Here is a 25,372-nt window from a genome sequence, read left to right as displayed (position 1 = left end):
CGCTCGGCCTCCACTAAGCTCTGCCGGATGACTCAGAGCAGTATCACAGGAACTGACCGCGTCCCCGACATCGCCGCCGCCCTCCGCGAGGTCGCCGAGAGTCCCATCATGACAGCGGTGGACGACGCCTTCCCCGGCTCCGAGGTGCCGCGCCTGGTGCGGGAGGACCTCGACCGCACGCTCGCCGACACGACCACGGTGCTCGGCGACGGGAGCGTGTTCGTGGTGACCGGGGACATCCCGGCGATGTGGCTGCGCGACTCCGCCACTCAGTTCTGGCCGTATCTGCCGTTCGCAGCGGAACGCCCGGACGGCGCGGTCGCGGACCTGATCGCCGGTGTGCTGCGCCGCCAGTTCGCCCTCATCGCGCACGACCCATACGCCAATGCGTTCAACCGGGAGCCGAACTCGCGCGCCCACGACCCCGGCGACGCGGACCGCGACCCTCTGGTGTGGGAGCGCAAGTACGAGGTCGACTCGCTGTGCTTCCCGGTCCAGCTGGCGCACCGGCTGTACCGGCTGACCGGACGGCACGACATCCTGGCCGGGAGCTTCCGGGAGGCTGCCGCCGCGATTGTGGAGACACTGGAGCGCGAGCGCGACCACGAGACGTCCACGTACCGGTTCGTCCGCCCGGGCGGCAACCGGCTGGACACCCTTCAGCGCGACGGCCGCGGGACGCCCGTGGGCCGGACCGGGATGACGTGGTCGGGATTCCGGCCGAGCGACGACGCCTGCGAATACGGCTACAACATCCCGGCGAACCTGTTCGCGGCGCAGGCGCTGCGGCAGCTGGCGGAACTGCTCGGCGAGGGGGTGGCAGCGGACAGGGCGGCAGCGCTCGGAGCGGAGCTGTGGGCGGCGACGCTGCGGTGGGGTGTGGTGGAGGCGGACGAGCACGGCGGCCCGGTGCTCGCCTACGAGGTGGACGGTCTCGGCGGAGCGCTCACGATGGACGACGCCAACCTCCCCAGCCTGCTCAGCCTGCCGCTGACCTCGGACCTCGCCGACGATGACCCCCTGTACCTGCGGACCAGGGCACACATCCTTTCGCCGGCCAACCCCCACTACTGGAGCGGGACGGCGGCGGCCGGCATCGGCAGCCCGCACACCTGGCCCCGTCACGTCTGGCCGATCGCGATGGCGGTGGACGCGCTGACCTCGCCGAATCTGGCGCGGAAACGCGAGCTGTGTGAACTGCTGGCACGGACGACGGAGGGCACGGGGCGGATGCACGAGAGCTTCGACGTGGATGAGCCGGCGCGGTTCACGCGGGGGTGGTTCTCCTGGGCGGATTCGATGTTCTGCCTGGTGGCGATGGAGGTCGCCGGGGTGAGCGAGAGACACGGTTGTCTTTCAATACGTGCAAAATAAATATTCCCTGATCCTCCCTCTGCCCCCTAAAGTGGGTGCCTAGCCCCACAGGCTCTGAGAGAGGATATTCCCCCTGTTCCGCTTCACGCGTGCGCTCTCCGTCAACGAGTGCCTGCGCTTTCCCGCGGACGGTCGGAACATCTTCCTCCCCTGAGCGCCCACCCGACCGCCGCACCGCGGTGGAGCCGAGCGGCCCGACCGAAAGGCACCAGACAATGACGTTAAGCCAACAACAACCGAAGCGCCGCAGGCGAGCCCTCCGCAGCAGCGCTCTGCTCGCCCTCCCCCTGATCCTCGCCCTCAGCGCCTGCGGCGTCGGCGGGGGCGGAGGCTCGACGAACCGCGCCGGGGCCTGCGACATCAGCGCCGAAGCCGCGAGCGGGAAGGCGCTGAGCGGTGAGCCGAGCGGGAAGATCGTCTTCCAGACGACCAACCTGAAGCAGGACTTCAGCGGCTACTTTACCAAGCTCATCGGCGACTTCGAGAAGAAGTACCCGAAGGTCGACGTCGCCTGGCAGGACGACCCCGGCGACGCGACCTTCACCCAGCGGCTCGTGACCGATGCGCAAGGCTGCAAGCTCCCCGACGTGCTCAACCTCAACCAGACCACGGTATTCGCACTGCACAAAGAGGGCTTCCTGCTGAACCTCACGAAGGCGAAGCCGGGGATCGAGAAGCCGTTCATCCCGTCGGTCTGGGACAGCCTGAGCTTCCTCGGGGAGAAGGACAGCTATGTCATGCCCTGGTACTGGGGCCTCACCGGGCTGCAGACCTACAACACCGAACTGATGAAGCAGGCCGGACTCGACCCCAACGCGCCGCCGACGACGGTCGCCGACCAGTTCGCCGCAGCGAAGAAGATCGGGGCGAACAGCGGGGGGCAGCTCTCCGCGTTCGCGGCCAACCCGCGCTGGCGTGTCCCGAACGACTGGCAGCTGATGGACGCGGCGGTCATGGACAAGAAGCAGACCAGATTCACTTTCGCCGACGACCCACGGATCGTGGAGTGGCTGACGCAGTACCGGGACGTGTACGCGGCCGACGGTCTGCCCAAGGACACACTCTCCTCCGACACCGATATGCCCAAGTTGTACTCGGCCGGAAACCTGGTGTGGGGATCGACGAACGCGTCCTTCCTGCGCTACGTCAAGCAGACCAACGAGAGCGTCTACGAGAAGACCGGCGTCGCGCCTCTGCTCGACAAAGGCGGCCGGGCGTTCATGGACGGCCAGCTCGTCGCGGTGCCGTCCACCAGCAAGAACCGGTGGCGGCCGTCGCGTTCGCGCAGTTCTTGCTGAGCCCGGAGAAGCAGACCGAGTTCGTCTCCGATCCGCGCATCTCCAACTTTCCGTCCACGAGCGCGTCGATGGACATCCCGAAGTTCACGGAGATCACCGGGAACAGCCCGCTCGACCAGGCCAACCGGATCTCGGTGGAGCTTGCGAAGAAGGCGGAGAACGTCTTCATCTACAACTGGTCGGACGCCGTCAACACCGCGGTCGCCGGCCAGCTGCAACTCGCGATCAGCGGGAAGAAGGACTCGGCGCAGGCCCTCAAGGATGAGCAGGACAAGGCCAACTCCTTCCTGAAGAACCAGGGCTGAGACGGTGACCGCGACGCTGCGGATCGCCGAGGCTCCCAGCGGGACCGAGGCTCCCCATGAGCGTCGCTCCCCCCGGCAGCGGGTCGGCGCTGTACCGGACGTGGTGGACGCCGCTGCTGTGGACGGCGCCGACCCTCCTGGTCACAGCCGTGTTCGGAGTCTTCCCCTTCCTCAACACGATCGTGCTCTCGTTCACCGACGCGCAGCCGCTCGGCGGCGGCGGGAGCTGGGTGGGACTCGCGAACTACGAGCGGCTGCTGACCGACGGCGACTTCTGGACGGCGGCGGGCAACAGCGTGCTGTACGCGATCGTCGCTGTCCCGCTGCTGGTGGTCCTGTCGCTGATCCTCGCGCAGCTGGTGGTCAAGCGGCTCCCGGGCATCGGCTTCTTCCGCACGGCGTACTACACGCCGGTGATCGCCTCGATGGTCGCGCTCGCGCTGGTGTGGCAGAGCCTGCTCAGCGAGCGCGGGCCGATCAACACCTTCCTCGGTCAGATCGGGCTGATCGCCAGCCCCATCCCGTTCCTCTCCGACAGCACTCTGCTGCTGTTCAGCGCGATCGCGTTGACCGTGTGGAAGGGGCTCGGCTGGTACATGATCTTCTATCTCGCGGCGCTCGCGAACGTGCCGCGCGAGCTGTACGAGGCGGCCGAGCTGGACGGCGCCGGGGCGGTCCGGCGCTTTGTGAGCATCACGGTGCCGAGTGTGCGGCTGACCGTCCTGCTCGTGGCGATCATGTCCGGGACGGGTTCGCTGCGCATCTTCACCGAGATCTATGTGCTCGGCGGCTCCACCGGCGGCCCGGGCGGGGGCGCCCGCACCCTCCCCTTCTACATCCGCGATGTCGCGCTCGACCCGGTCACCGGAAACACCGGGTACGGCTCGGCCGTGTCCATCGCCCTGTTCGTGATGACGATCGGGCTCGCGGTCGCGGCGCACAAGCTCTCCAGCGCGAAGGGAGACGAGGAATGATCTCGACCGCCACCCCGCGGGCCGCGACGACGTTCCGCTTCGCCCGCCGCCGCACCTCACGGCTGGCCGGCCGCTATCTTCTGCTGATCGCGGTGCTCTTCGTCACGGTCGGGCCGCTGCTCTGGCAGGTGTCCGCCTTGCTGAAGGGCGCGGCCGAGCCAGCCCTCGCTCGCCGCCTACGCGACCGTGTTCGAGCAGGTGCCGATGGCACTCTACCTTCGCAACAGCCTCATCATGTGCGGGCTGACCGTCGCCTCGCAGATCGTCTTCCCGACCCTGGCCGGCTACATGCTCTCGCGGACGGGAGCGAGGTCGGGCGGGCCGAGAACATGCACCGTCGGCACCGGTTCGAGGTGATGGAGGCGTTGCGCGCGGGCGAGGCCGAACTGGTCGTGTGTTTCGCCTCGGCCGCGCGGATCATGCGCGAACGGGCCGCCGCGGGCGAGGACCTCCCCTACGACTGGGCGTATCCGTACAACCGGCTGCGGGTGATGGCCTCCCCAGCCGGCTGGGACTGGGGTCCGACGCTCGTCAGCGCCGGGATCTGGCGGCCGGCACGGCTGGTGGAGGTGCCGGGCGACCGGCTGGAGGTCGCCCTGACCACCACGCTCGACGATGGGCTCGCGGCCGGGACGCTGGTGCTCGATGCGACTGTCGACCCGGCGGACACCGCGGACACCGCGCCGCGGACGCTCGACGTCCGGCTCGGCGACGAGCGCTGGGCGGTCGAGGTCGCGCCCGGCCAGACGCGCATCGAGCTGCCGGTCGTGCGTCCCGCGCTCTGGTGGCCGCGCGGCCACGGCGAGCCGGTGCTGCACGACGTCGAGGTCGCGCTGCGCGGGAGCGCCGAGCGGAGCCGGGGCCGGGTGGGCTTCCTCGTCAACGACACCGACCGGGTGTGGTCGGGGGAGACCGTGGCGCGGCGGGTGCGGTTCGGCTCCGGGGAGCGGTCACGGGTGGAGACGCCGTTCCTGGTGCCGCCGCGCAGCGTCGCGACGATGCCGCTCGGGCCGGAGCTGACGCTGCCGGGCGAGCGCCGCGACGAACTGCTCGTGGTGGACACCGGCCCCGCCCGCCCGGACGGCTCCCACCGCGCGGTCCGTGCCTTCGTCGCCGACGACGGCATCCGCTGGCCGCAGCCGGAGCTGGACGTCGCCGTGTCCCGCGACCCCGCCGATCCGCTCCTCGCCGCGGTCGCCGTGACCGCCCGGACCGCTGTCGGCGACCTCTGCCTGCTGGCCGACCGGCTCGCCCCGGCGGCGACGGTCGACAGCGCCCTGGTCACCCTCCTGCCCGGCGAGAGGCACACCTTTCTGCGCCGCACGGCCGCGGCCGTCGAACCCGACCGGCTCCGGTGGCCGGTCCTGATCGGGAGGAACCACTTCTTCTATGACCGCAGCCGATGACCTGCTGGCCGCGCTGAGCACGCGCGAGAAGATCGGGCAGCTGAACCAGCGCCTCTACGGCTGGGAGTGCGTGCGCCGCACGCCCGGCGGCTACGAACTCACCGACACTTTGCACGCGGAGCTGGAGCGTTGGTCGGGGCTCGGTGCGCTGTACGGACTCTTCCGCGCGGATCCTGGTCGGGACGCGGCTGGGAGAACGGTGTCCCGCCCGAGGACAGGGCACACGTAGCCGGGCTGGTCCAGGATGCCGTGCGCGCGGTCTCCCCGCACGGCACGGGCGCGTTGCTGGTCGAGGAGGCGCCGCACGGCCACCAGGCGCTCGGTGCGCCGCTGCTGCCGGTGAACCTGGCGAGCGCCGCAGCCTGGCGGCCGGATCTGGTGCGCGCGGCGGCCTCCACGGTCTCCGGCCTCCTGCGCGCGGACGGTGTACACCTGGCGTTGGTGTCCACGCTGGACCTGCTGCGCGACCCGCGCTGGGGCCGCAGCGAGGAGTGCTTCGGCGAGAGCCCCGCGCTGGCGGCGGCGCTGACCGAGGCGGTGGTGCTCGGGATGCAGGGCAACGCTCGCACCCGGCTCGCCGACGGCAGCGGGGTCGGCGTGGTGCTCAAACACTTCGCGGCCCAGGGCGACGGCATGGGCGGCCGGAACGGCCAGTCCGCGCCGATCGGCCGCCGGGAGCTGCGCGAACTGCACCTGCCAGCGGCGCGCGCGGGGGTGGAGGCCGGTGCGCTCGGGCTGATGGCGGCGTACAAGGACATCGACGGTGTGCCGTGTTGCGCGGATGCGGGTCTGCTCACCGGCACACTGCGCGGAGAGTGGGGCTTCGACGGGGTCGTGATGGCAGACGGCAAGGCGGTGGACCGGCTGATCGCGCAGCTGGGGTCGCCGGCTGCGGCGGCCGCGGCGGCGCTGACGGCGGGCGTCGATCTGAGCTTCGGGGGGACCAAGAACGGGATGCTCTACGGTGAGGCCGTCGTCGTGCTGAACCCGGACGCCTCCGAAGGGCTGCTCTACCTGCGCAAGCTGAACATGCAGCTGGCGTCGAAGATGCGGTTCATCTCGGCCCAGCTGATCGCCCTCCTGACGGACGATCTGCACCTGCGCTCCGCTTCCCACGCGAACGCGATGGCGGCCCGGCTGCGCGGCGCGCTGGAGGCGGGCATCGCGGACGGGAGCGTTCAGGGCATCGGCTTCAGCCAGAAAACCCAGGCGAATGGCGTGTTCGCGACGCTTCCGGACGGGGTCGCCGACCGCCTGCGCGAGCGCTTCCGGTTCTACGACTGGGATGCGGCACGGAACGAGGTGCGCTGGATGTGCTCCTTCGACACCACCGAGCAGGACATCGACGACTTCGTGGCCGCGCTTGTCCGCGAACTCGGGCGGTGACACGACCAGAGGCTGATGAACATTTCGTATGTACCCCGAATTGGGGGTAGGCCGGGGTACAAAAATGTCCTCCATTTGACCGACAAATCCGGTAGTCTTCAAGAGTCGTCAGGGGGAACCCGAAAAGCCCGCCGACGATAGCCCTGAGCGTACGACGGGCAGTGTGGAAACCTAGCGTCCATGCCGCCCGGCATCGTGGTTTAACCCGCGCCCAGAGTTGTGTCACCACCGGCGCGGGCTGCCGACGAGGTCTCCGAGCAGAACCATGACGATGGCCAGCCAGCCGTCTGCTCGACGGCATGAGCGAACAGAGCGTTCTCCCGCCCGTCCTCTCCCGGGTGGCCGCCGGGGGCCGGGAACGCTCCTCTCTCAGCGGAACATCGGCCGGTCGTCCGCGTCTTCCGGGCGGCCGTCCGCGAGCTCGACCAGCACGGGGACGTGATCGCTCGGCGCGTCGCCCTTGCGCTCAGCGCGGTGGATGCTGGCGTCCACGACCCGGTCGGCGAACGCCCGCGATCCGAGGACGAAGTCGATCCGCATGCCTTCGTTGCGCGGGAAACGCAATTGCTTGTAGTCCCAGTAGGTGTACCCCTCGGGAACGATCGGGCGCACCACATCGATCAGTCCGGCCTGCTCGAACGCGGCGAACGCGGCGCGCTCCGGTGGGGAGATGTGCGTCGAGACGCCCGGGATCAGGCTCGGGTCGCCGACATCGGAGTCCAGGGGGGCGACGTTCCAGTCGCCCATGAGCGCGAGCGGTAGCTCGGGGTCCTCCGCCAGCCAGCTGCGCGCGTTCGTGAGGAGCGCCGCCAGCCAGTCGAGCTTGTAGGTGTAGTGCGGGTCGTCGAGCGCCCGGCCGTTCGGGACGTACAGGCTCCACAGCCGCACGCCCTCCACCGTCGCCCCGATCGCGCGCGCCTCCGTGGGCAGGCCGGGACCGTCGTGGCCCTTCAGAAAGCCGGGCATGTCCGGGAACCCGATCTCGGCCTCGTCGATCGGCAGCCGGGACGCGATCGCCACCCCGTTCCACTGGTTCAGCCCGTGCAGCACGACCTCGTATCCGGCCTTCTCGAACGCCTCGTACGGGAACTGCTCGGGTTTGCACTTGATCTCCTGCATGGCCAGCGCATCCACGTCCTCCCGGACCATCCAGTCCACCACCCGGGCGACTCGGGTGCGGATGGAATTCACGTTCCAGGTGGCGACACGCATGCCTTGATCGTAGCGGGGAGCGCTGACGTCCTCCTCACTCCCGGGCGCATCCTGCGCCGGATGCGTTCGAACCCCCTGCATGCGGCTGCGTTCGCCCCATAGAATCGCAGGTGTGACCGACCCACGACAGCAGCTCATCGACTACATCTCAGCCGAAGCCGTCTTCCGCGGCGACTTCGCGCTGACCAGCGGCAAAAAGGCCAGCTACTACGTCGATCTGCGCAAGGTCAGCCTCGATCACCGCGTCGCACCGCTGATCGGCCAGGTTATGCTCGAGGTGATCGCCGGCGTCCCGGATGTCGTCGCGGTGGGCGGGATGACGATGGGGGCCGATCCCGTCGCCGCCGCCATCCTGCACCAGGGCGCTGCGCGCGGGCTGTCCTACGACGCCTTCGTCGTGCGCAAGGAGCCCAAAGACCACGGCCGCGGCAAGCAGGTCGAGGGCCCGGATCTCGCCGGCAAACGTGTCATCGTGCTCGAAGACACCTCCACCACCGGAGGTTCCCCTCTCACAGCGATCGAAGCCCTGAAGAGAGCCGGTGCTGAGATCGCCGCCGTCGGCGTCGTGGTCGACCGCGACACCGGCGCCCGCGAGGCCATCGAAGCCGCGGGCTACCCCTACTACGCTGCCATCGGCCTGAAAGAGCTGGGGCTCGAGTGACCGACCATCGCGACCCCGAGCGTCCGCACACCGGAGAGGAGCCGGAGAGCGAGGCGGGTGTGCCCGCCGCGCCCGAGTTCGGGAGTTCGGAGTGGTTGCTCGCGCAGCTGACCGGTGGACGCCGGGCGGATACGCCGAGTCCGCCGCGAGCCGGGGCAGCTGGACGCGACACGGGCGAGGAGGCCGCGCCGGGTGCTGCCGTGTTGCGGGGTGCCAGTGCGCAGCGTGATATCGCTGAGCTCCGGGGTGTCGCCCAGCGGCGGCGTGCCGCCACGCCGCCGCTGGGGGAGTCGACGGTGGACGCTCCGGGTGCGGTCGAGGAAATGCCGGGTGCGCCGGTTGAGCCCACCGTGCCGGTCGGACCCACCGCGCCGGTCGGACCGGATGCCGCTGAGGAGCCGATTGCGTCGCCCGCGCTCGTCGCCCCCGGCTTCGAAGACCTTCTTAAGGAACCCGAGGCGGAACCGGCGGAGGAGCCGGCTGAGGCCGGGTTCGCGTGGAATCTGCGGCTTTCCGAGGACGCGGCGGAGAGTGAGGAGGCTGCCGGCCAGGTCTCCGCGGAGACGCAGCCTCGCGCGGTTCCGGAGGCGGCTCCCGCGGTGTCATCGGCTGCTGGTTTCGAGCCGTCGGACCTCTTCGTGTCCCTGACCAGGCCTCGCCCATCGGCGGGGCGCGAACCAGAACCCGCGGCCGGGTCGCGCGAAGAGCCGGAGGCGCCGCTCGCGGAGAAGGTGGATGCGACGCTCGGGGGGCTGCTGTCGCCGGCGACGAGCCCGTTCGACGGGTTCCGTCCCACGGACGCAGCGGTTGCGGTTCCCGGCGACGAGAGCCTTTCTGGGCCGCCGGAGCCGGACCAGACCGAGCGCGACAACGCGGATGACGGCCTCGCGCTGCTCTTTGGCCCTCCCGTCGAGGAAGAACCCGGCGCCCTCGCGGCGCAGCCGTGGACGGAAGCCGATCCGGCCATCGCCCCTCGGCGCGCGTCCACAGGCGGTAGCCTCCTTTTCCCGACGCTGGAGGCCGCAGCTCTGGAAGGACCGCAGCTCACTGCGCCGACGGAGACGGTTCCGTTCGAGGCGCTCACCACCCCTTTGGAGCCGTGGGACGATCTCGCTGAGACGGCCAGACTGAACGCTGCCTGCGCACCGGAGGCCGCAGCGTCTTCCGCGGCCCCGCCGATCGGGACCCCCTCGCCTGTCCCGGCCGCTCCGTCCGAGGGCTCCGATGTCGCGCCAGCCGCCCCCACCTCTCCTTCGCCCCCGCGTTCGCCCGCGAGCAGGCAGACCCGCTCGCTCCTCCGGGCAGCCGGGGCGCTGGCGGTCGGCCTCCTGCTCGTCGGTCTGTTCGCGCTCGGGATGGCCATCCCGTCGCTGCTCGGCGCTCCGTCTGCGAAGCAACCGCCCACCGGAGACGTGCCGGCGGTGACGCCAGCACCGACCGTCACCCCGAAGGTGGCTGCCGCTGCCGGAGCCGGGGTGCATCCGTGGCATTCTCTCGGCGGCGGCGAGTGCATCGAACCGTACACCGGTCCCTGGGCCGACACCTTCACTGTGGTGGATTGTGCGGCGCCGCACGCCGCACAGCTGCTGTACACCAACCTCCTTTCAACCGACCCCGCCGCGCACTACCCGGGAGCCGACACGATCGCGGGGCAGATCAATGCGCTTTGCACGGCGCCGGGTGTGATCGACCTCGCGGCGGCGGGTTCCTATCCGGACCTGCAGGTTCAGGGCGCCTTCCCGGCCGCCGAGGCCCAGTGGGCGTCCGGGCAGCGCTCCTACTACTGCTTCGCCAGCCGGTCCAGCGGGCAGCCGCTGACCTCGTCGGTCGCAGGCCCCGGACCGACGGGCTGACCCCGGCCGGTCAGCGCCCGCCGAGGTCGTGTTCGTAGCGGGCCAGTGCGCTCGCGGGGTTGAGCGATCGGGCCTGGGCGATCAGCTCGCCGGGAGTGTCCGCGCCGGGGAAGCTAAGGTTGACCACCACGGCGTTCCGCTGCTTACCGCTGCCGAAGCACCCCTCGGCGTCCAGGTCGGAGAGCGCTCCGCGGAGGCAGCCGAGGAGGGCCTCGCCGGTCGCGGGCGGACGGTCGAACGGCGAGCCGAACTCCTCGAACAGTGCGGCCACCGTATGGAAGCGCTCATCGCCGTACATACGGGGAGTCGTTGACCGACCAGCGCAGCTCGTCGTGCCGGCGCTCCACCCCGTCCGCGCGCAGTTCTGCCACCGCGCGGTCGAGGCCCTCGATCGAGGCGGCCGTCGGGGCGGGCCGGTGCGCCAGCGGGGTCGTCCAAAGGCCGAAGTAGTAGAAGCTGTCGTCTGGATGCGCGGTGCGGAGAGCGTTCCACGCGTCCCGTGCGGCTTCGCGCACGGCCATCCGGACGAGGGTGAGCGACTCGGGTGTCACATCCCGCATGGCGGTGCTGCTTTCTTGTGGTGCGTCAGAACTCGGACTCGACCGGTTCGCGTGCGACGAGGGCGTCCACACCCGGGAGAATCTCGTCCGGGCGGAACGGATAGAGGTCGATCTCCGCTTGGTCGCTGATGCCGGTGAGCACCAGGATGGTGTGGAGTCCGGCCTCAATGCCCGCGACGACGTCGGTGTCCATCCGGTCGCCGATCATCGCGGTGTTCTCCGAGTGCGCGCCGATCCGGTTGAGTGCGGAGCGGAACATCATCGGGTTGGGCTTGCCGATGACGTAGGGTTTCATCCCGGTCGCTTTGGTGATCATCGCGGTGACCGCGCCGGTGGCGGGCAGTGGGCCCTCGGCGCTCGGCCCGGTCGCGTCCGGGTTGGTCGCGATGAACCGTGCGCCTTTGCCGATGAGGCGGATGGCTTTGGTAATGGCGTCGAACGAGTAACTGCGCGTCTCGCCGACGACCACGTAGTCCGGATTCGTCTCCGTCATGATGAATCCGGCCTCGTGCAGCGCCGTGGTCAGACCGGCCTCGCCGATGACGTAGACGCTCCCGCCGGGATTCTGCTGGCGGAGGAAGTCGGCGGTCGCCAGAGCGGAGGTCCAGATGGATTCCTCGGGGACGTCCAGGCCGGACGCGCGGAGCCGGGCGGCGAGATCGCGCGGGGTGTAGATCGAGTTGTTGGTGAGCACCAGGAACGGTGTGCCCTGATCCCGCCACTGCTGAATCAGCGCCGGGGCGCCGGGCAGCGCCTTGTTCTCGTGGACAAGCACGCCGTCCATGTCAGTGAGCCAGCATTCGATCTCGTCGCGCCGCGTCACGGGCACCCCTTTCGATGGAGATCCGATGGACCCAGCATATTGCCCCGCGCAGTGCCGCGGGGTTTTCCGCAGGTCCGGGCTTTCCGGGAACGCCGCCGGGGTGAGCGGCCGTCCAGCGCGGATACCCTTGACCGGTGGACAACTCGGAGCACGCAGCGCCGGGGCAGGCGACCCCCAGCCCCGAACTCACCGCGCACGGTGTCGGCCCCTGGCCCGGCCCCTGGCCCGCGGACCCCGTCTTCGACCCCGAACTCCTCCGGACCGGAGACACCCGCAATGTGATCGACCGCTACCGCTACTGGCGGATGGAGGCGATCGTGGCGGATCTTGACCAGCGCCGCCACCCGTTCCATGTCGCCATCGAGAACTGGCAGCACGACATGAACATCGGCTCGATCGTCCGCAGCGCCAACGCGTTCGCCGCAGACACGGTGCATATCGTCGGCCGGCGTCGCTGGAACAAGCGGGGCGCCATGGTCACAGACCGTTATCAGCACCTCCGGCACCACGACAATGTCGATTCCTTCGTCGCCTGGGCGCGCGCGGATGGCCTCCCGATCGTGGCGGTGGACAATGTTCCCGGTTCGGTCCGGATCGAGACGACGGGGCTGCCGCGGGAGTGCGTGCTGCTGTTCGGGCAGGAGGGCCCGGGGCTCTCCGAGCCGGCGATCGCGGCTGCGGACACGGTGGTGGAGATCAGCCAGTTCGGCTCCACCCGGTCGATCAATGCGTCAGCGGCGGCCGCTGTCGCGATGCACGCGTGGGTCGTGCAGCACGTCCCATTCGCGTAAGCGGTCAGGTCAGGTCAGCGGTCGCTCTGTCACACCGTCGGCTTCGGCCGCCCAGCCGGTCGCCACAAGACGCCACAAGACCTCACAAGGGGAGTGAACCGCATCAGCCTTCGCCCCGCCAGCCCGCGGCGGCGGCGATCCCGGCCACCGCTTGCGCGTCGAGGGCGTAGACGGTCTCACCGTCGCCCTCGGCCGGGACAGCGACGACATGCGCCCGGCGTGTCCGTTCGCGGGGAGGTCGACCAGCGCGAAGGCGGACCTCCGCACCGCCCGCTCCCCGGGCGGCGGCCACAGGATGTCCGTCGTGTTCGCGACGGCCGGCGCCACGACGATCGGGATGCCGCGCGCCGCCCGCGGTCACGAGCGCGTGGTGGTAGTGGCCGGCGAGGATCAGCCGGACGTCTCCGGCTGAGCACACCTCGAGCAGCGGCTCGGGGTCGACCAGGCGGAGCGTGTCGAAGAGCCTGGTCGTCGGCGGCGCGGGCGGGTGGTGCAGGACGATTGCCGTCCCGTGCTCGGACGGCTCCGCGAGGGCTTCGCTGAGACGGTCCAGCTGGGCGGTGTCCACGCGCCCGTAGCCGGCGCAGGGCACGGTGGTGTCGACGGTGAGGATGCGGAAGCCGTTCGCGTCGAGTGCGCGCTCGCGCGGCCCGAGCACGGACTCGAAGGCGTCCGGCAGATCGTGGTTCCCCATCGCGTACGCGACCACCGCCCCGCGTTCGGCCGCCCACGGTTCGAGCCGCTCCTGCAGCAGCCGGTACGACGCGGGGCTGCCGTCGTCGGAGAGATCCCCGGAGGCGGCCACCATATCCACAGCGTCCAGCGACGAGGCGTGCGCCAGCACCCGGTCGAGGGCGGCGAGCGTGTCGACCATCCCGTAGTGCAGCCGGCCGTCGCCGCACAGGTGCGTGTCGCTGAGGTGCAGAATGCGTAAGCGTGCAGCCACGAGGCGAGTGTAGCCTGGGCCGCCGACACACAGCGCCGGCCTCGCCTCAGCCGATCAGCGAGGGCCGCAGATCGCGCAGGGTGCGGAAGTGCGTCATCCGGGTCACCCCGATCGCCGCCAGCAGCAGCGCGACGAGCAGCCACAGCGCCAGCACGCCCGCATCCGCCCACGCCGTCGCCGGGTTGCCGCCGTACATCAGCTGACGGATCCCGTCCACGGCATACGACATCGGCAGCACGTGGTGCAGTGCGGCGAGCGGACGGGGCAGCGTCTGCCAGGGGAAGGTCCCGCCCGCCGTCACCAGCTGCAGCACCATCAGCACGAGCCCGAGGAACTGCCCCACGCTTCCGAGCCACACGTTCAGCGCGAGGATGATCGCGGCGAAGGTGACGGAGGCGAGGGCCATCAGCCCGTACATCCCGAGCGGGTTCTGGATGCCGAAGCCAAGGGCCCCCGACACGATCGCGAACAGTCCGACCATCTGCACCGCCCCGAGCAGGCCCGGGGTCAGCCAGCCGGCGAGGGCTATCTTGACGGGCGAGTGCAGTGCGGTGATGGCTCGGCGGGAGACCGGCTTGATGATCAGGAACAGCGCGTAGATGCCGATCCAGCCGGCGAGGGCGACGAAGAACGGCGCGAGGCCCGCGCCGTAGGTTCCGGCGGAGGTGATCGACTCGTTCTTCAGGTTCACCGGGTCGGCGATGGTGGACGCCTGCTTCTTCTGCAGGTCCGGGGAGGCGTCCGGGATCTGGCTGACGCCGCTGGAGAGACCGTCGTGCAAGTGCGCCGCGCCGTCGTACAGGGTGGTCAGACCGTCCTGGAGCTGGGCGGCGCCCGAGGCTGCGGCGTTCGCGCCGAGAGCGAGCTGCGCCGCGCCGGACTGCGCCTGAGCCGATCCAGCGGCGACCTCGGCCGCCCCGGACGCGACGTGGCTGGCGCCGTCGGCGAGCTGGCCCACCGGGCCGACAGCCTCCTGGATCTGGGCGTTGCCCGACTGCACCTTGCCGTCGATGTCGCTGAGGGCGGCCTGAACCTGGGCGATGACCGCGGGGTCGGCTCCGTCGTCCTGCAGCTTCTGGATGAGCTGCTGTCCGGCGGCGGGGGCGTCCGCCGCCAGCTGCGCGGCGGCCCGGCTGGCCTGCGCCGCCTTCGCGGCGAGCTGGTTGCTCCCCGCGGCGACCTGGGCGGCGCCGGTGGAGACCTGTTGCGCTCCCGAGGTGAGTTCGCCCAGTCTTTCTGCCAGTGTGTGCGAGCCCGTCGCGACCTGCGCCGTCCCGTCGGCGAGTTCGCCCGCTCCCGATCGCGCGGCGGCGCTGCCCTCGGCCAGCTGCTGCGCGCCGTCCGCGGCTGTGACCAGGCTCGACCGGATATCGGCGAGGCCCAGAAGGAATAGCTGCGCTGCCTCCTCGTTCACCCGCTTGACGATGGAGGTGCGGATCTTCTCTCCGGCCTGGGCGCCGATGGTCGAGGCGAGATAGCTGTTCGCGTCGTTTGTCGTGAGGGTGACCACCGCGCGGTGCGGGCCCGAACCGGAGGCCGAAGCGAGGGCTTCGGAGAAGCCCGCCGGGAAGGTGACGCTGAAGTCGTATTTCGAGTTGTCCACGCCCGCGGCCGCGGAACCGGAGGCGACGCGGTGCCACTGGAACGCGCCGTCCTCGATGAGCTGGTCGGCCACCTGGTCGCCGTAGTTGACGCTCTTGCCGTCGGTGGTCGTGCCGGTGTCGTCCACGACAATGGCCGCCGGTATCCGGTTGAGATGGGCGTACGGGTCCTGGTTGGCCCACAAGTACAGGCCCCCGTACAACACGGGGACGCACATCAGTGCGATGAGCGCGACGATGGCCATCGGGCTGGCGGTCAGCCGGCGGAACTCCGCCGCGATCATCTGCGGGATCTTCACGCGCGCTCCTCGGCCTGTTCGGGTTCGGTCATGACCACATCGGGGAGAGCGTCGGTGTCGTCGCGGCCGGGGTCTTCGTCGAAGGTTCGGGGGCCTCCGATCTCGTCCAGGCGGGAGACCAGGGACTCCGCCGCGATGGCGGCGGCGGAGGCGTCGCCCGCGACGATGAGCACCGCGATGCTGCGTCCGGCGAGCTCGCGGGCGAACCGCCACCACTCGACCGGGTCGCCGCCGTGCCGGTCGGGGGATACAATGACGAGCCCCTCCACGCTCTTCCGCATCAGCGCCAGCTCGGCGAGCAGCCGGATGCGGGCGGTCGGCGGCACGGTCCCGATGGCGTAGCGCGCGAACTCCGAGGCGCCCAGCTCGGCCAGTCGCCGGTTGACGGCGAGGGGGGAGGACGGTCGCCCGGCGAACATGAGCTCCTCCGCCGCGATCCCGGCGACGGTGACATCCGGGGCCGGCTCGCACACGTCGGTCGCGTCGATGAGGGCGACCCTGCGGCGCAGAGCGGCGGCGTCGGTCGCCCCGTCGATCGTGACCGTTCCGGCGTCGGGCCGCATCCGCCCGGAGGCGATCAGGCCGAGGACGGCCGGCCGCTGCTCGGTCTCGGCCCGGGCGAGCGTGGCCTGGCCGGTCTGGAAGGTGAGGGAGGTGGGCGGGAGGGCCGCGTTGCGCGCGCCCTTGGAGACGCTGTCGAGCACGACCCTCATCGGTTGTTCGCCCCCTCGGCGGCCAAAGCCCCGAAGGCCAGCTCGGGGGTCTCGTCGATCAGCGTTCCGGCCGCCTGCCATCCCACTCCGGCCGCGGACAGTCCGGCCAGCATGACCAGCCGGTGCCCGTCGGCATCGGAGAGCCCGGTGCGCGTGGCCTCGTCCAGCACGGAGACGGCGGCGTTCTCGATCAGCCGGGTGATGGTCTCGCGATCGAGGTCGGCGCGGATTGCGCCCGTGGCCATCCCGCGCCGCACCGTCGTGCGCAGCCGCTCGCGCGCCGGGTCGAGCGCTGCGACCACCGTGGCCCGGTGCGGACCGCGGACGGCCAGCGCCGCGCTGACCCGGATGTGCTCGACCCCGGCCCAGAGCGTCGCGCCGTACAGGGCGATCTCGACCCGGGGATCCGGATGCGACACCGGGACGAGCAGGGCGGCGAGGCTGGCGGCGCCCCGGGTGAACACCGCGGTCAGCAGCTCGTCGCGGGTGGCGAAGTGCCCGTAGATAGCGCGACGGCTGAGCCCGGCGTGCGCGGCCACCGTCTCGAGGGAAGCGTCGATGTCCTCGTTGAACGCCGCCGCTGCGGCCACGAGGATCGCCTCCCGGTTCGCAGTGGCGTCGCGCCGAGGGGTGCGGGTGGGGGGCGGCATGGCGCTATCGTAAGCATATTGCACAATGCTGTGCAGATTCTCCCCGGGCTGTCCTCTCCGGGGACTCCCGGCCGGCGAACGCCGCCCAGCCCGCTTCCCGCCGCCGGTTTCCCCGCACCGGCGCGCCGCCCGCCTCCACCGGGCCCGGCGCGGGACGGCCCAGCGGCCGCCCGCGATAGGATCGGGTGTGACGACCGCGCGCCCCGGCGGCGGCGCGCCCGTCCACCGAGAGGATACGAACAGTGCCCGCGATCGTGATCATCGGCGCCCAGTGGGGCGACGAAGGCAAAGGGAAAGCCACCGACCTCCTCGGCAGCCGCATCGACTACGTGGTCAAGTTCAACGGCGGCAACAACGCCGGGCACACGGTGGTCGTCGGCGACGAGAAGTACGCGCTGCACCTGCTGCCGTCGGGCATTCTCACTGGGGGCGTCACCCCGGTCATCGCGAACGGCGTCGTGGTCGACCTCGACGTGCTCTTCCAGGAGCTGGACGGCCTCATCGCCCGCGGCGTGGACGTCTCCCGCCTCAAGATCAGCTCCAACGCGCACGTCATCACGCACTATCACCGCACGATCGACAAGGTGACCGAACGCTTCCTCGGCAAGCGCCAGATCGGCACGACGGGCCGCGGCATCGGACCGACCTACGCGGACAAGATCAACCGCGTCGGCATCCGCATCCAGGACCTCTTCGACGAGAACATTCTGCGCCAGAAGGTCGAGGGGGCGCTCGACCAGAAGAACCACCTGCTCGTGAAGGTCTACAACCGCCGCGCCATCGGCTTGGACGAGATCGTTGACGATCTGCTGAGCTACGCCGAGCGCCTGCGCCCGATGGTGGTCGACTCCTCGCTGCTGCTGCACCAGGCCTTGGAGGACGGCAAGTACGTGCTGTTCGAGGGCGGCCAGGCCACCATGCTGGATGTCGACCACGGCACGTACCCGTTTGTCACCTCCTCCAGCTCCACGTCTGGCGGCGCTGCGACCGGCTCCGGAATCGGCCCGAACCGCATCGACCGCGTGATCGGCATCGTCAAGGCCTACACCACGCGCGTTGGGTCGGGCCCGTTCCCGACCGAGCTGTTCGACGAGTGGGGCGAGTTCCTGCGCGAGCGCGGCTTCGAGTTCGGCACCACCACCGGCCGGCCGCGCCGCACCGGCTGGTACGACGCCCCGATCGCCCGGTACACCGCGCGCGTCAACGGCGTCACCGATTTCGTGCTGACCAAGCTGGACACCCTCACCGGCATCGAGCGCATCCCGGTCTGCGTCGCCTACGACGTGGACGGCGTGCGACACGACGAGGTGCCCGCCTCCCAGAGCGACTTCCACCACGCGAAGCCGATCTACGAGGAGTTCCCCGGCTGGACCGAGGACATCAGCGGCGCGCGCCGCTTCGAGGATCTCCCGAAGAACGCGCAGGACTACACACACGCCCTGGAGCGCATGTCCGGCGCCCGCATCTCGGCGATTGGCGTGGGCCCGGCTCGCGACGAGATCGTCGTGCGTCACGACCTCGTGGGCGAGGCCCCTTCGCCTGCTGACGCCTCCCGCTGATCCCCGCCGCCGGACTCTCCCCCGCCCCGTCTGCGGCGGAGGGCATTCGCGCGTCTCTCGCGTATGACTCCTCCGCGTCACGCGAGGCGGGCGGCGGACCTCAGAACCACATGCTCAACCGCGTCGGCACCGACGTGCGGAACAGCCTGTCGAGTGCGGCGACATCCCCGCGGATACGCCCGGCCACGCCCAGCGCCCGCGCGCTGTCGTGCCCGAGGTACACGCTCCCGAGCGCGGCGACTGGCAGGGTCGCCTCCGCGGCATCGTCCGTCCGCTCCACCCGTCCAGCGCCGCCGGCGACGGTCAGGCGATAGCGCCCGGCGGCCATCCCGAGGTCGTCGGTCACCTCCAGCACGAGCGAGCCGTCGCGCTCGTAGCTGCGGGCTTCGAGGCTGGCGGGGACGTCCAGGATGCGCATCCACAGGTGGTCCTCGGCGCCGGTCAGCTGCGCTCCGCGGACATCGGAGACGAGAGCTTGCAGCGGTTCGTCCACGTCGCGGATCGACGCCTTCACAACGGCGACCAGGTCGAGTTCCAGCAGGAAGCGCCACAGGGCGGCGAGGGCGGCGTCGGTCGCTGCGGCGAGGTGGCGAACCTCGACGGTGTGGCGGACGACGTCGTCGGTCGCCGTCACGGTGAAGCTCACGAAGCCCTCCGGCTCGCCGGCGGGGGAGTCGTAGCGGACCAGGCGGTGCTTCTCCCGATCGGGGGTGTCGCTGAGCGGCCCGATGAGCTGGTCGGCGAGGAAGGGCGTCATCCCGATCTCCCCTGCCCGTGCGGCCATCGCGCGATCGAGGACCCGGTGGCCGGTCTCGCGGTACTCGTCGGGCGAGGTGAAGGCCAGGCGGCCAGGGGTGTCGCCACCGGCCCAGCGGACCCGCTTGGTGTCGACGGCCCAGGATGCCGCGTATGTCGCCGGTCCGAAGCCCCAGCGACCGTAGATGACCGACTCGGAGACGGTGAGGACGGCCACCGGGACGCCCAGCCGGTGCGCGGTCCGCAACTCGGCTCCGAGCAGAGCGGTCGCCATCCCGCGCCGTCGGTGCGTGGGTGAGACGGTCACCGAACTGATCGCCCAGGTGTCGAGTGTGCCCCCGCCGGGGACCGTCAGCGGCGCGACCCACGAGTTGACGGTGCCGACCGGCCAGGCGTTTGGCAGATCGTCTTCGTAGACCGCCGTCGTGCGCCGGTCGGCCAGATAGCCCCGGGCTTCCGCGAGCGTCTTGTCGCTCGGCTGGCGGTCGTGGAACCCTCGGAAGCCCGACCGGATCCACTCCGTGAACGTGGCCTCGTCCGCCGTGTCCACCAGCGCCAGCCGCAAGCCGTTCGCGGCGAGGGCCCGGGCCGAGTGCTCGTCGAGGGATGCTGTGCGGTACGTCTCTGCCATCCCTCCACCGTAACGACGTTCGGGGCTCAGCTCGGTGCGCGGTGTCCGGGACTGTGCGTCCCCGCGGTGGCGTATTCTTCCGTCGTACCCCGGCACGACATCGCGCGAATGATCCCGGCGGCCCAGGATGACGCCCGCGGAGGATGCGCCGGACCGCTTTCGGCGGAAGGCTGGGGCCATGACCGAGAACACGTGCCCGCCCGCGCCGCCAGCCCTCCAAGCCTTCGGCCTCTCCAAGTCCTACGGACCCGCCGCGGAGCCTGCGCTGGCCGGTGTCGACTTCCGTCTCGAGCCCGGCGAGTCCGTCGCGATCATGGGCGCCTCCGGGTCGGGTAAGACCACCCTGCTGCACTGTCTCGCCGGCATCGTCGCCCCCGACTCCGGCACGGTTGTCCTCGACACCGTGCGGGGCCCGCTGGAGATCACCGGCCTCGGCGAATCCGAGCGCTCTCGCCTGCGCCGCGAGGCGTTCGGCTTCGTGTTCCAGCAGGGCCTCCTGCTGCCCGAGCTGACGGCGATCGAGAACGTCGCCCTGCCGCTGCTGCTCTCCGGGGCGAGCCGCACCGCGGCCGAGCGCAACGCTGCGGCCTGGCTCGCCGCGTTCGGTCTCGGTGGCTTCGAGCAGCGCCGTATCGGCCAGCTCTCCGGCGGCCAGGCCCAGCGCGTCGCCATCGCCCGCGCCCAGGTGACGGGCGCTTCGGTCGTCTTCGCCGACGAGCCGACCGGAGCCCTGGACTCGCGGACTTCTGGCGAGGTGATGGAGGCGCTTCTCGCCGCCACCACCGGCCGCGGCCGGTCCCTCGTCGTCGTCACACACGACCAGGGCGTCGCCGCACGCTGCTCCCGTCTCCTCCGCCTGGCCGACGGCCGCATCGTGGCAGACGCGCGCACCAGCACGGAGCGGACGCGATGACCACCCTCCGCCTCGCCTGGCTCTTCGCCCGCTGCGGCGCGACCGACCGTGCCACCATCGTCCTCCCCGTCGTCGCCTTCGCTGTCGCGACCGCCCTGCTTCTCCTCGTCGCCGGCGGGGCCCAGATCTTCTTCTCCTGGAGCGATGAGCTAGCCTTCTTCTATCAGGTCCTGGCCGTGCTTGCCCTCGCGCTGCTCGTCGTCCCCCTCGCCGCGCTCGGCGGCTCCGCCGCTCGTCTGTCGGCCCGCCGTCGCGACGAACGCCTTGCCGGCCTGCGCTTGCTCGGCGCTTCGCCCGCGCTGGTCGCTTCGCTCACCATCATCGAGTCGACCGCCCTCGCGCTGCTCGGCGCGCTCGCCGGTGTCGCGCTGTATCTGCTCGCCGTGCCGTTCGTCGGTCTCCTCCCGTTCCGCGGTTCCCCGCTTGGCTCGGCTGTGCTGCTCGCCCCCGGCTGGATCGCGGCCGCTGCGCTGGGCGTCGGCGTCCTCGCCGCAGTGAGCGCTGCGCTGGGACTGCGACGGGTCATCCTGTCGCCCCTCGGGGTGCGGACCCGGCAGCGGCCGCAGCGCGCCCACTGGCTCCGTGTCGTCATCGGCGCGGGCGCGATCGCGGGCGCTTCTGTCCTCATGAGCGCGCTCGGGCTCGTGCAGAGCGCGATCGGCCTGCTCAGCTTCTTCGCGGTCGGCTTCGGGGGCACGCTCGTCGTTCTGAACCTGATCGGGCCGTGGGCGCTGCGGCTGGACGCTGCGCGCCAGGCGAAGCGGGCGGCGACCGCGCGCAGGCTGATCGCGGCGCGCAGCGTCTTGGAGTCGCCGAAGGCCGCGTGGCGGCAGGTCTCCGGCGTGGCGATGACGAGTTTCACCGCCGTTTTCGCCGGGGTGGGTATGGCGCTGCTGGACTCTGTCGGCGAGCAGTCAGACCGGGATTCGCGCCTGCTCGTCGCCGACATCCGCACCGGCCTCGTCATCACCATCGTCGCCTCCTTCCTCATGGTCGCGTGCTCGGCGGGCGTGAACCAGGCAGCGGCGGTGCTCGACCGCCGCGATCTCTACGTGAGCCTCGACCGGCTGGGGATGCCGGTGACCGAGATGGACGCGGCCCGCGGCCGGGCGGTGCTCTCCCCGCTGCGCTTCACGACGATCGGCTCGGCGCTCGCCGCCGCGGTCGTCGTCCTGCCGCTGACCGGGATCAGCCTCATCCTGTCGCCGCTCAGCCTGGCTGTCGTCGTCGGCTGCCTCGCACTCGGCATCCTGCTCGTCTGGGTCGCGCTGTTCGCGACGCGGCCGGTGCTGCGGAGCGTTCTCGCCTATCCAGAGCCGGCTCTGTGACCCTATAGTGTCGTTTCATGGCTGAGAACGACTCGACGGCGGAGGCTCTCGCGCGGCTGCGCGGCATCCGCCAGAGCATCGACAACATCGACGCGGCGGTCGTCCACATGCTCGCGGAACGGTTCAAGTTCACGCAGCAGGTTGGAGCGCTGAAAGCCGAGTACGGCCTGCCACCCGCTGACCCGGAGCGCGAGCGCGAGCAGATCGACCGGTTGCGAATGCTCGCCGAGGAGAGCCACCTCGACCCCGGCTTCGCAGAGAAGTTCCTGAACTTCATCATCGCGGAGGTCATTCGCGAGCATGAGCGGATCGCCACCGGAAACGGCTCCTGACGTGGCGTGGAACCCGGCCGAGCTTCCGCGCGCAGGGCCGGACCGCCGTCATCCCCGGCGGCAACGCCGGGGTCGGGTACTTCACCGGGGAGCAGCTCGCTCGGGCGGGCGCCCACGTCGTACTGGTCTCCCGCGACCCTGAGCGCGCTGAGGCGTCCGTGGCGGCGATCCGCCGGCACGGACACCCCTGGCGCGCCTGCTCCAGCTCCAAGATCGCCGCTGAGGCGTTCGGCTTCGAACTCGCCGGTGGTGACTACCTCGGTCCTGTGGCCCGCACCAAGGGCGTCCGTGTACACGCGCGAGTCGCGCTCGCTCCGGACCGGAGACCCGGCTCTGGGCGCTTCTGGAATCCGCCGCAGCCCAGCCGTTCTCTCTCCTCCGAGCGGCTGTCATTCCCTCACTCGTGGACGATGACGGTGGACAGGAGGCGTTGGCCGGCCGGGATGAGCGCGTGCAGAGCATCCCGGGCGCGGGCGTAGTCCGCGCCGTCCGCGGTGAGTTCGGTGACGGCGGCCGCTCGGATCACGGCGGTCGCGATCACACGGCCGCCGCGGGGCATAGCGCTGTGGATCTGCAGCAGCTCGTAGCCCTCGGGCAGCTGCTCTTCGACCAGTGACCGCGCGCTCTCGGCGTCGTCCGCCTCGGCTGTGAGTTCGCTCGTCTCGCTGCTCTGAATCAGACCACGCACCTTCATACTTCCAACCCAGCCATCGCTTCCTCAGTTCTCCCGCTCGACACGCCGACAGGGGGCTGAAGAGCTGAGGAAGCGATGGCTGCGTCAGGTGGTGGCGACGCGGCCTACTTTTTCGGTTTTGTCCCAGCGGGATTCGGCGCCGGCCAGCTCTTTCAGGTAGCTGTCGAAGGTGATGGCGCAGAGGAGCGATCCGTACCCCGCGAGGTAGATGAGGGCGGTCGCGAGCCAGCGGCCGGCGCGGAGGCGTTCGGAGCGGCGGGCGAGCCAGGCGACGAGCATCGAGAACGGTATCCAGATGTAGATCGCGAGCGTCAGGGTGAACAGGGCCGAGCCCCCGAGCCGGATGCCGAACAGCCCCGGAAGCCAGTCAGCATCATCGTCGGGAAGAGAGCGGTGAGCATCACGAGCATGTTGACGATGCCGGGGAAGAGCATGACATGGCCGACCTCTTTCCGTGTCGTCCCCACGTCCGTCTGCGAGCCGAGGATGAGCACGAACAGATAGGCGAGCGCCGCCGAGATCCACAGGATGCGGAAGACCGTCGTCGCGAAGCCGTTGTGCAGGAACAGCAGCCCGGCGAGCCCGATCGACGAGATCACCATGATGAGGGGGAGCAGCCACAGGCTGAACCACACGATCCCGAACGTCCAGGCGCCGAGATGGTGCTTGCGGGAGGGCCGGAACCACACCTTCGAGTACCGCGCCGTCACCGACACATTGCCGCGCGCCCAGCGCAGCCGCTGCTTCCACAGCGCGTCGATCGTGCGCGGCTCTTCGGCGAGCACATGCGCGTGCGGCTCGAACACGACCCTTTTGCCCCGCAGCTGCGTCTCGAACGTGGTGATGGTGTCCTCGGCCAGCGTGCTGGTGTCCACCTGGCCGCCGATGGCGATGAGGTTCTCGCGGGAGTGCAGCTGCGCGCCGCCGGCGAGGCAGGCCTGAGCGCCGAGCACGTTCTGGGCGCGGCGGGCGGTCGGCTGCGAGAGGACGTACTCGGTGCTCACGAACTTGGTCAGGTAGTTGCGGTCGGCGCTGCCTTCGTGGATGTAGGCGGAGACGGCGCCCACCTTTGGGTCGGCCAGGTGCCGGGTCATCTTGCGCAGCGAGTCCGGCTGGTAGATGACATCGGCGTCCATGATCAGGAGCGCCTCCATCCAGTCGTCGGCGAAGATGCGCTCGATGCCGTGGTTGAGCGTGTGGGCCTTGCCCTGGCCGCCCTTCTCGCGACGGAACAGGAAGACGTTGCCCGGGTAGCGCATCGCCCGCTCTCGCACCACAACGGAGGTGTCGTCTGTGCTCGCGTCGTCCACCACGTAGATGCGCAGCGCCTCCTTCGGGTAGTCGAGCGTCACGAGGCGGTCGATGGAGGCGCCGATCACCGCCCCCTCGTTCCACGCCGGGACCACGATCGCCACGCGGGGAAGGTAGGGCGCCGCTTTGTGGTAATGGTTGATCCAGGCGTGCAGGGGGATCACGAAGAACGTCGCCGCGGCGGCCACGACCGGGATCAGGCCGGTGAGCGCGAGGATAAGGCAGACCACCAGGCCGATCCACTGCAGCGCGCCGAGCACGTCCACGTTGGCTCCCTCCCTGTTTCGACGCCCACACTATCGCTTCAGCTTGGCGGCGGCAGGGTCCCTCCCGCGGCGAGGCGCATCAGTTCGGACGACACATCGATTCCCAGCTCGGAGCCGCCGGCGGAGCCGAACTCGTGCCGATAGCGGTCCCACGAGGTTTCTTTGATGCGGGCTTCGACGCCGGACTCCATCAGCACGACCAGCTAGCGCGCCGCGCGGTCAATGCGCTGGCCAAGGGTGCTGTCCTGCCAGTCCTCGGTCGAAGCGAAGACGGAGGTGGGGGCGGTCATGGTGCGCAGGTAGGCGAACATCGAGCGCAGCTGCCCGTCCACCGCGAGCGCGTGCCGGGCGGTCCCGGCCGTCGCGCCGAGGAGGAGCGGCTTGGCGATCAGGAGGTCGTTGTCGAGCACCTGGAAGAACGAGCTGAACAGCCCGCTCATCCCGGCCTTGTAGATCTGCGTCGCCGCCACGATGCCGTCCGCCGAGGCGAGCGCTTCGACGGCCTTCCCGAACATCGGTCCGAGGTGGCCGGAGGCGAGCGCGCCGGAGAGCTCCGGCAGCAGTTCGCGCAGGTCCAGGCGCAGCGCCTCGACTGTGCGGCCGTCGCGCTGCGCATTCGCCTCCACGCTCTGGGTCAGCCGCTCGGCCAGCAGCTTCGTGGCGGAGGGGTCGTTCACGCCCGCGTTCACAGCCACGAGCCGGAACGGGCGCTGCGGGGCGTTCGTCATGG

Annotated in this window: 28 protein-coding genes; 14 read left to right on the top strand and 14 right to left on the bottom strand. The window is 70.5% G+C overall.

Features of this window, described 5'->3' with window-relative positions; genetic code table 11:
* The first annotated feature begins 27 nt into the window (after positions 1-27).
* From LXX_RS11530 to LXX_RS13825, 7 genes are all read left to right on the top strand, one after another.
* Complete coding sequence (locus LXX_RS11530; protein WP_218060913.1) at positions 28-1,374, top strand: glycoside hydrolase family 125 protein; 1,347 nt, start codon at positions 28-30, stop codon at positions 1,372-1,374.
* A 215-nt stretch (positions 1,375-1,589) separates the two neighbouring features.
* Positions 1,590-2,672, top strand: coding sequence for an extracellular solute-binding protein (locus LXX_RS11525; RefSeq protein WP_011186974.1), 1,083 nt, complete (start codon positions 1,590-1,592; stop codon positions 2,670-2,672).
* The gene (locus tag LXX_RS12990) at positions 2,639-2,977 is read left to right on the top strand and encodes a hypothetical protein (protein ID WP_050737956.1); all 339 of its coding nucleotides are present in this window, start codon (positions 2,639-2,641) and stop codon (positions 2,975-2,977) included. Before LXX_RS11525 ends, LXX_RS12990 begins: the two co-directional genes overlap by 34 nt.
* Before the next feature lie 56 nt (positions 2,978-3,033).
* A complete protein-coding gene (locus tag LXX_RS11520) occupies positions 3,034-3,951 on the top strand; it encodes a carbohydrate ABC transporter permease (RefSeq protein WP_011186972.1) in 918 nt (305 codons plus the stop codon).
* Positions 3,948-5,357: a glycosyl hydrolase 2 galactose-binding domain-containing protein gene (locus LXX_RS11515; protein ID WP_041767887.1), complete on the top strand. Its 1,410-nt coding sequence runs from the start codon at positions 3,948-3,950 to the stop codon at positions 5,355-5,357. Before LXX_RS11520 ends, LXX_RS11515 begins: the two co-directional genes overlap by 4 nt.
* The gene (locus LXX_RS12985) at positions 5,341-5,586 is read left to right on the top strand and encodes a hypothetical protein (RefSeq protein WP_050737955.1); all 246 of its coding nucleotides are present in this window, start codon (positions 5,341-5,343) and stop codon (positions 5,584-5,586) included. The genes LXX_RS11515 and LXX_RS12985 overlap by 17 nt, the downstream gene beginning before the upstream one ends.
* 20 nt (positions 5,587-5,606) lie before the next feature.
* Positions 5,607-6,743, top strand: coding sequence for a glycoside hydrolase family 3 N-terminal domain-containing protein (locus LXX_RS13825; protein ID WP_081423166.1), 1,137 nt, complete (start codon positions 5,607-5,609; stop codon positions 6,741-6,743).
* Positions 6,744-7,112: 369 nt separating this feature from the next.
* Here LXX_RS13825 and LXX_RS11500 read toward each other — a convergent pair whose 3' ends face one another.
* Positions 7,113-7,955 carry an exodeoxyribonuclease III gene (locus LXX_RS11500; protein WP_011186970.1) on the bottom strand — a complete coding sequence of 281 codons (843 nt, stop codon included), beginning with the start codon at positions 7,953-7,955 and terminating at the stop codon, positions 7,113-7,115.
* A gap of 112 nt (positions 7,956-8,067) precedes the next feature.
* Here LXX_RS11500 and pyrE point away from each other — a divergent pair, with 112 nt between their 5' ends.
* Entirely contained in the window at positions 8,068-8,616 is a 549-nt protein-coding gene (gene pyrE, locus LXX_RS11495; RefSeq protein WP_011186969.1) for an orotate phosphoribosyltransferase, read from the top strand.
* Positions 8,613-10,469, top strand: coding sequence for a hypothetical protein (locus LXX_RS12980; RefSeq protein WP_050737953.1), 1,857 nt, complete (start codon positions 8,613-8,615; stop codon positions 10,467-10,469). The genes pyrE and LXX_RS12980 overlap by 4 nt, the downstream gene beginning before the upstream one ends.
* A 10-nt stretch (positions 10,470-10,479) precedes the next feature.
* Here the strand turns inward: LXX_RS12980 and LXX_RS16330 are convergent, their stop codons facing one another.
* From LXX_RS16330 to LXX_RS11475, 3 genes are read right to left on the bottom strand one after another with little or no spacing between them, the layout of a single operon-like run.
* Entirely contained in the window at positions 10,480-10,740 is a 261-nt protein-coding gene (locus LXX_RS16330; RefSeq protein WP_262967456.1) for a DUF4303 domain-containing protein, read from the bottom strand.
* 13 nt (positions 10,741-10,753) lie between these two features.
* Entirely contained in the window at positions 10,754-11,029 is a 276-nt protein-coding gene (locus LXX_RS16325) for a DUF4303 domain-containing protein (protein WP_256030823.1), read from the bottom strand.
* A gap of 25 nt (positions 11,030-11,054) precedes the next feature.
* Complete coding sequence (locus tag LXX_RS11475) at positions 11,055-11,852, bottom strand: HAD-IIA family hydrolase (RefSeq protein WP_041767883.1); 798 nt, start codon at positions 11,850-11,852, stop codon at positions 11,055-11,057.
* A 134-nt stretch (positions 11,853-11,986) separates the two neighbouring features.
* Between LXX_RS11475 and LXX_RS11470 the strand changes: the two genes are divergently transcribed.
* Positions 11,987-12,643: a TrmH family RNA methyltransferase gene (locus LXX_RS11470; protein ID WP_011186966.1), complete on the top strand. Its 657-nt coding sequence runs from the start codon at positions 11,987-11,989 to the stop codon at positions 12,641-12,643.
* 103 nt (positions 12,644-12,746) lie between these two features.
* Here the strand turns inward: LXX_RS11470 and LXX_RS11465 are convergent, their stop codons facing one another.
* Genes LXX_RS11465 through LXX_RS11450 form a run of 4 tightly spaced genes read right to left on the bottom strand, consistent with a single transcriptional unit; the run spans position 12,747 to position 16,852 of the window.
* Positions 12,747-13,589: a metallophosphoesterase gene (locus tag LXX_RS11465; protein ID WP_011186965.1), complete on the bottom strand. Its 843-nt coding sequence runs from the start codon at positions 13,587-13,589 to the stop codon at positions 12,747-12,749.
* A 46-nt stretch (positions 13,590-13,635) separates the two neighbouring features.
* Positions 13,636-15,489 (bottom strand): YhgE/Pip family protein, encoded by a 1,854-nt coding sequence (locus LXX_RS11460; RefSeq protein ID WP_011186964.1) that lies wholly within the window; start codon positions 15,487-15,489, stop codon positions 13,636-13,638.
* Positions 15,486-16,202 carry a hypothetical protein gene (locus LXX_RS11455; protein ID WP_041767881.1) on the bottom strand — a complete coding sequence of 239 codons (717 nt, stop codon included), beginning with the start codon at positions 16,200-16,202 and terminating at the stop codon, positions 15,486-15,488. Before LXX_RS11455 ends, LXX_RS11460 begins: the two co-directional genes overlap by 4 nt.
* Complete coding sequence (locus LXX_RS11450) at positions 16,199-16,852, bottom strand: TetR/AcrR family transcriptional regulator (protein WP_041767880.1); 654 nt, start codon at positions 16,850-16,852, stop codon at positions 16,199-16,201. Before LXX_RS11450 ends, LXX_RS11455 begins: the two co-directional genes overlap by 4 nt.
* 242 nt (positions 16,853-17,094) lie before the next feature.
* Between LXX_RS11450 and LXX_RS11445 the strand changes: the two genes are divergently transcribed.
* Positions 17,095-18,411 carry an adenylosuccinate synthase gene (locus LXX_RS11445; RefSeq protein ID WP_011186962.1) on the top strand — a complete coding sequence of 439 codons (1,317 nt, stop codon included), beginning with the start codon at positions 17,095-17,097 and terminating at the stop codon, positions 18,409-18,411.
* Positions 18,412-18,511: 100 nt separating this feature from the next.
* On the opposite strand, the gene LXX_RS11440 is transcribed toward LXX_RS11445, so the two are convergent.
* Positions 18,512-19,894, bottom strand: coding sequence for a GNAT family N-acetyltransferase (locus tag LXX_RS11440; protein ID WP_011186961.1), 1,383 nt, complete (start codon positions 19,892-19,894; stop codon positions 18,512-18,514).
* Positions 19,895-19,976: 82 nt separating this feature from the next.
* Here LXX_RS11440 and LXX_RS11435 point away from each other — a divergent pair, with 82 nt between their 5' ends.
* Genes LXX_RS11435 through LXX_RS11425 form a run of 3 tightly spaced genes read left to right on the top strand, consistent with a single transcriptional unit; the run spans position 19,977 to position 22,371 of the window.
* A complete protein-coding gene (locus LXX_RS11435) occupies positions 19,977-20,711 on the top strand; it encodes an ABC transporter ATP-binding protein (protein WP_011186960.1) in 735 nt (244 codons plus the stop codon).
* Positions 20,708-22,039 (top strand): hypothetical protein, encoded by a 1,332-nt coding sequence (locus tag LXX_RS11430; RefSeq protein WP_011186959.1) that lies wholly within the window; start codon positions 20,708-20,710, stop codon positions 22,037-22,039. The genes LXX_RS11435 and LXX_RS11430 overlap by 4 nt, the downstream gene beginning before the upstream one ends.
* 17 nt (positions 22,040-22,056) lie before the next feature.
* Positions 22,057-22,371, top strand: coding sequence for a chorismate mutase (locus tag LXX_RS11425; protein ID WP_011186958.1), 315 nt, complete (start codon positions 22,057-22,059; stop codon positions 22,369-22,371).
* Positions 22,372-22,768: 397 nt separating this feature from the next.
* Here the strand turns inward: LXX_RS11425 and LXX_RS11420 are convergent, their stop codons facing one another.
* The 5 genes from LXX_RS11420 to LXX_RS11405 all read right to left on the bottom strand — a co-directional run bounded on the left by LXX_RS11420 (position 22,769) and on the right by LXX_RS11405 (position 25,370).
* Entirely contained in the window at positions 22,769-23,065 is a 297-nt protein-coding gene (locus LXX_RS11420; protein ID WP_011186957.1) for a hypothetical protein, read from the bottom strand.
* An 84-nt stretch (positions 23,066-23,149) separates the two neighbouring features.
* Positions 23,150-23,344 (bottom strand): hypothetical protein, encoded by a 195-nt coding sequence (locus LXX_RS15985; RefSeq protein ID WP_041767877.1) that lies wholly within the window; start codon positions 23,342-23,344, stop codon positions 23,150-23,152.
* A 32-nt stretch (positions 23,345-23,376) separates the two neighbouring features.
* Positions 23,377-24,642, bottom strand: a complete 1,266-nt coding sequence (locus LXX_RS11410; protein WP_011186956.1) for a glycosyltransferase — start codon at positions 24,640-24,642, stop codon at positions 23,377-23,379.
* A gap of 38 nt (positions 24,643-24,680) precedes the next feature.
* On the bottom strand, positions 24,681-24,833 hold the full coding sequence (locus LXX_RS15980) for a hypothetical protein (protein WP_223227658.1): 153 nt from the start codon (positions 24,831-24,833) through the stop codon (positions 24,681-24,683).
* 12 nt (positions 24,834-24,845) lie between these two features.
* Complete coding sequence (locus LXX_RS11405; RefSeq protein ID WP_011186954.1) at positions 24,846-25,370, bottom strand: NAD(P)H-dependent oxidoreductase; 525 nt, start codon at positions 25,368-25,370, stop codon at positions 24,846-24,848.
* Positions 25,371-25,372: the final 2 nt, after the last annotated feature.

Source organism: Leifsonia xyli subsp. xyli str. CTCB07 (assembly GCF_000007665.1).
In the GTDB taxonomy this organism is placed as follows: domain Bacteria; phylum Actinomycetota; class Actinomycetes; order Actinomycetales; family Microbacteriaceae; genus Leifsonia; species Leifsonia xyli_C.
Note: the sequence above shows the minus strand (reverse complement) of the source record. Positions and strands in the feature narration are given on the sequence as shown.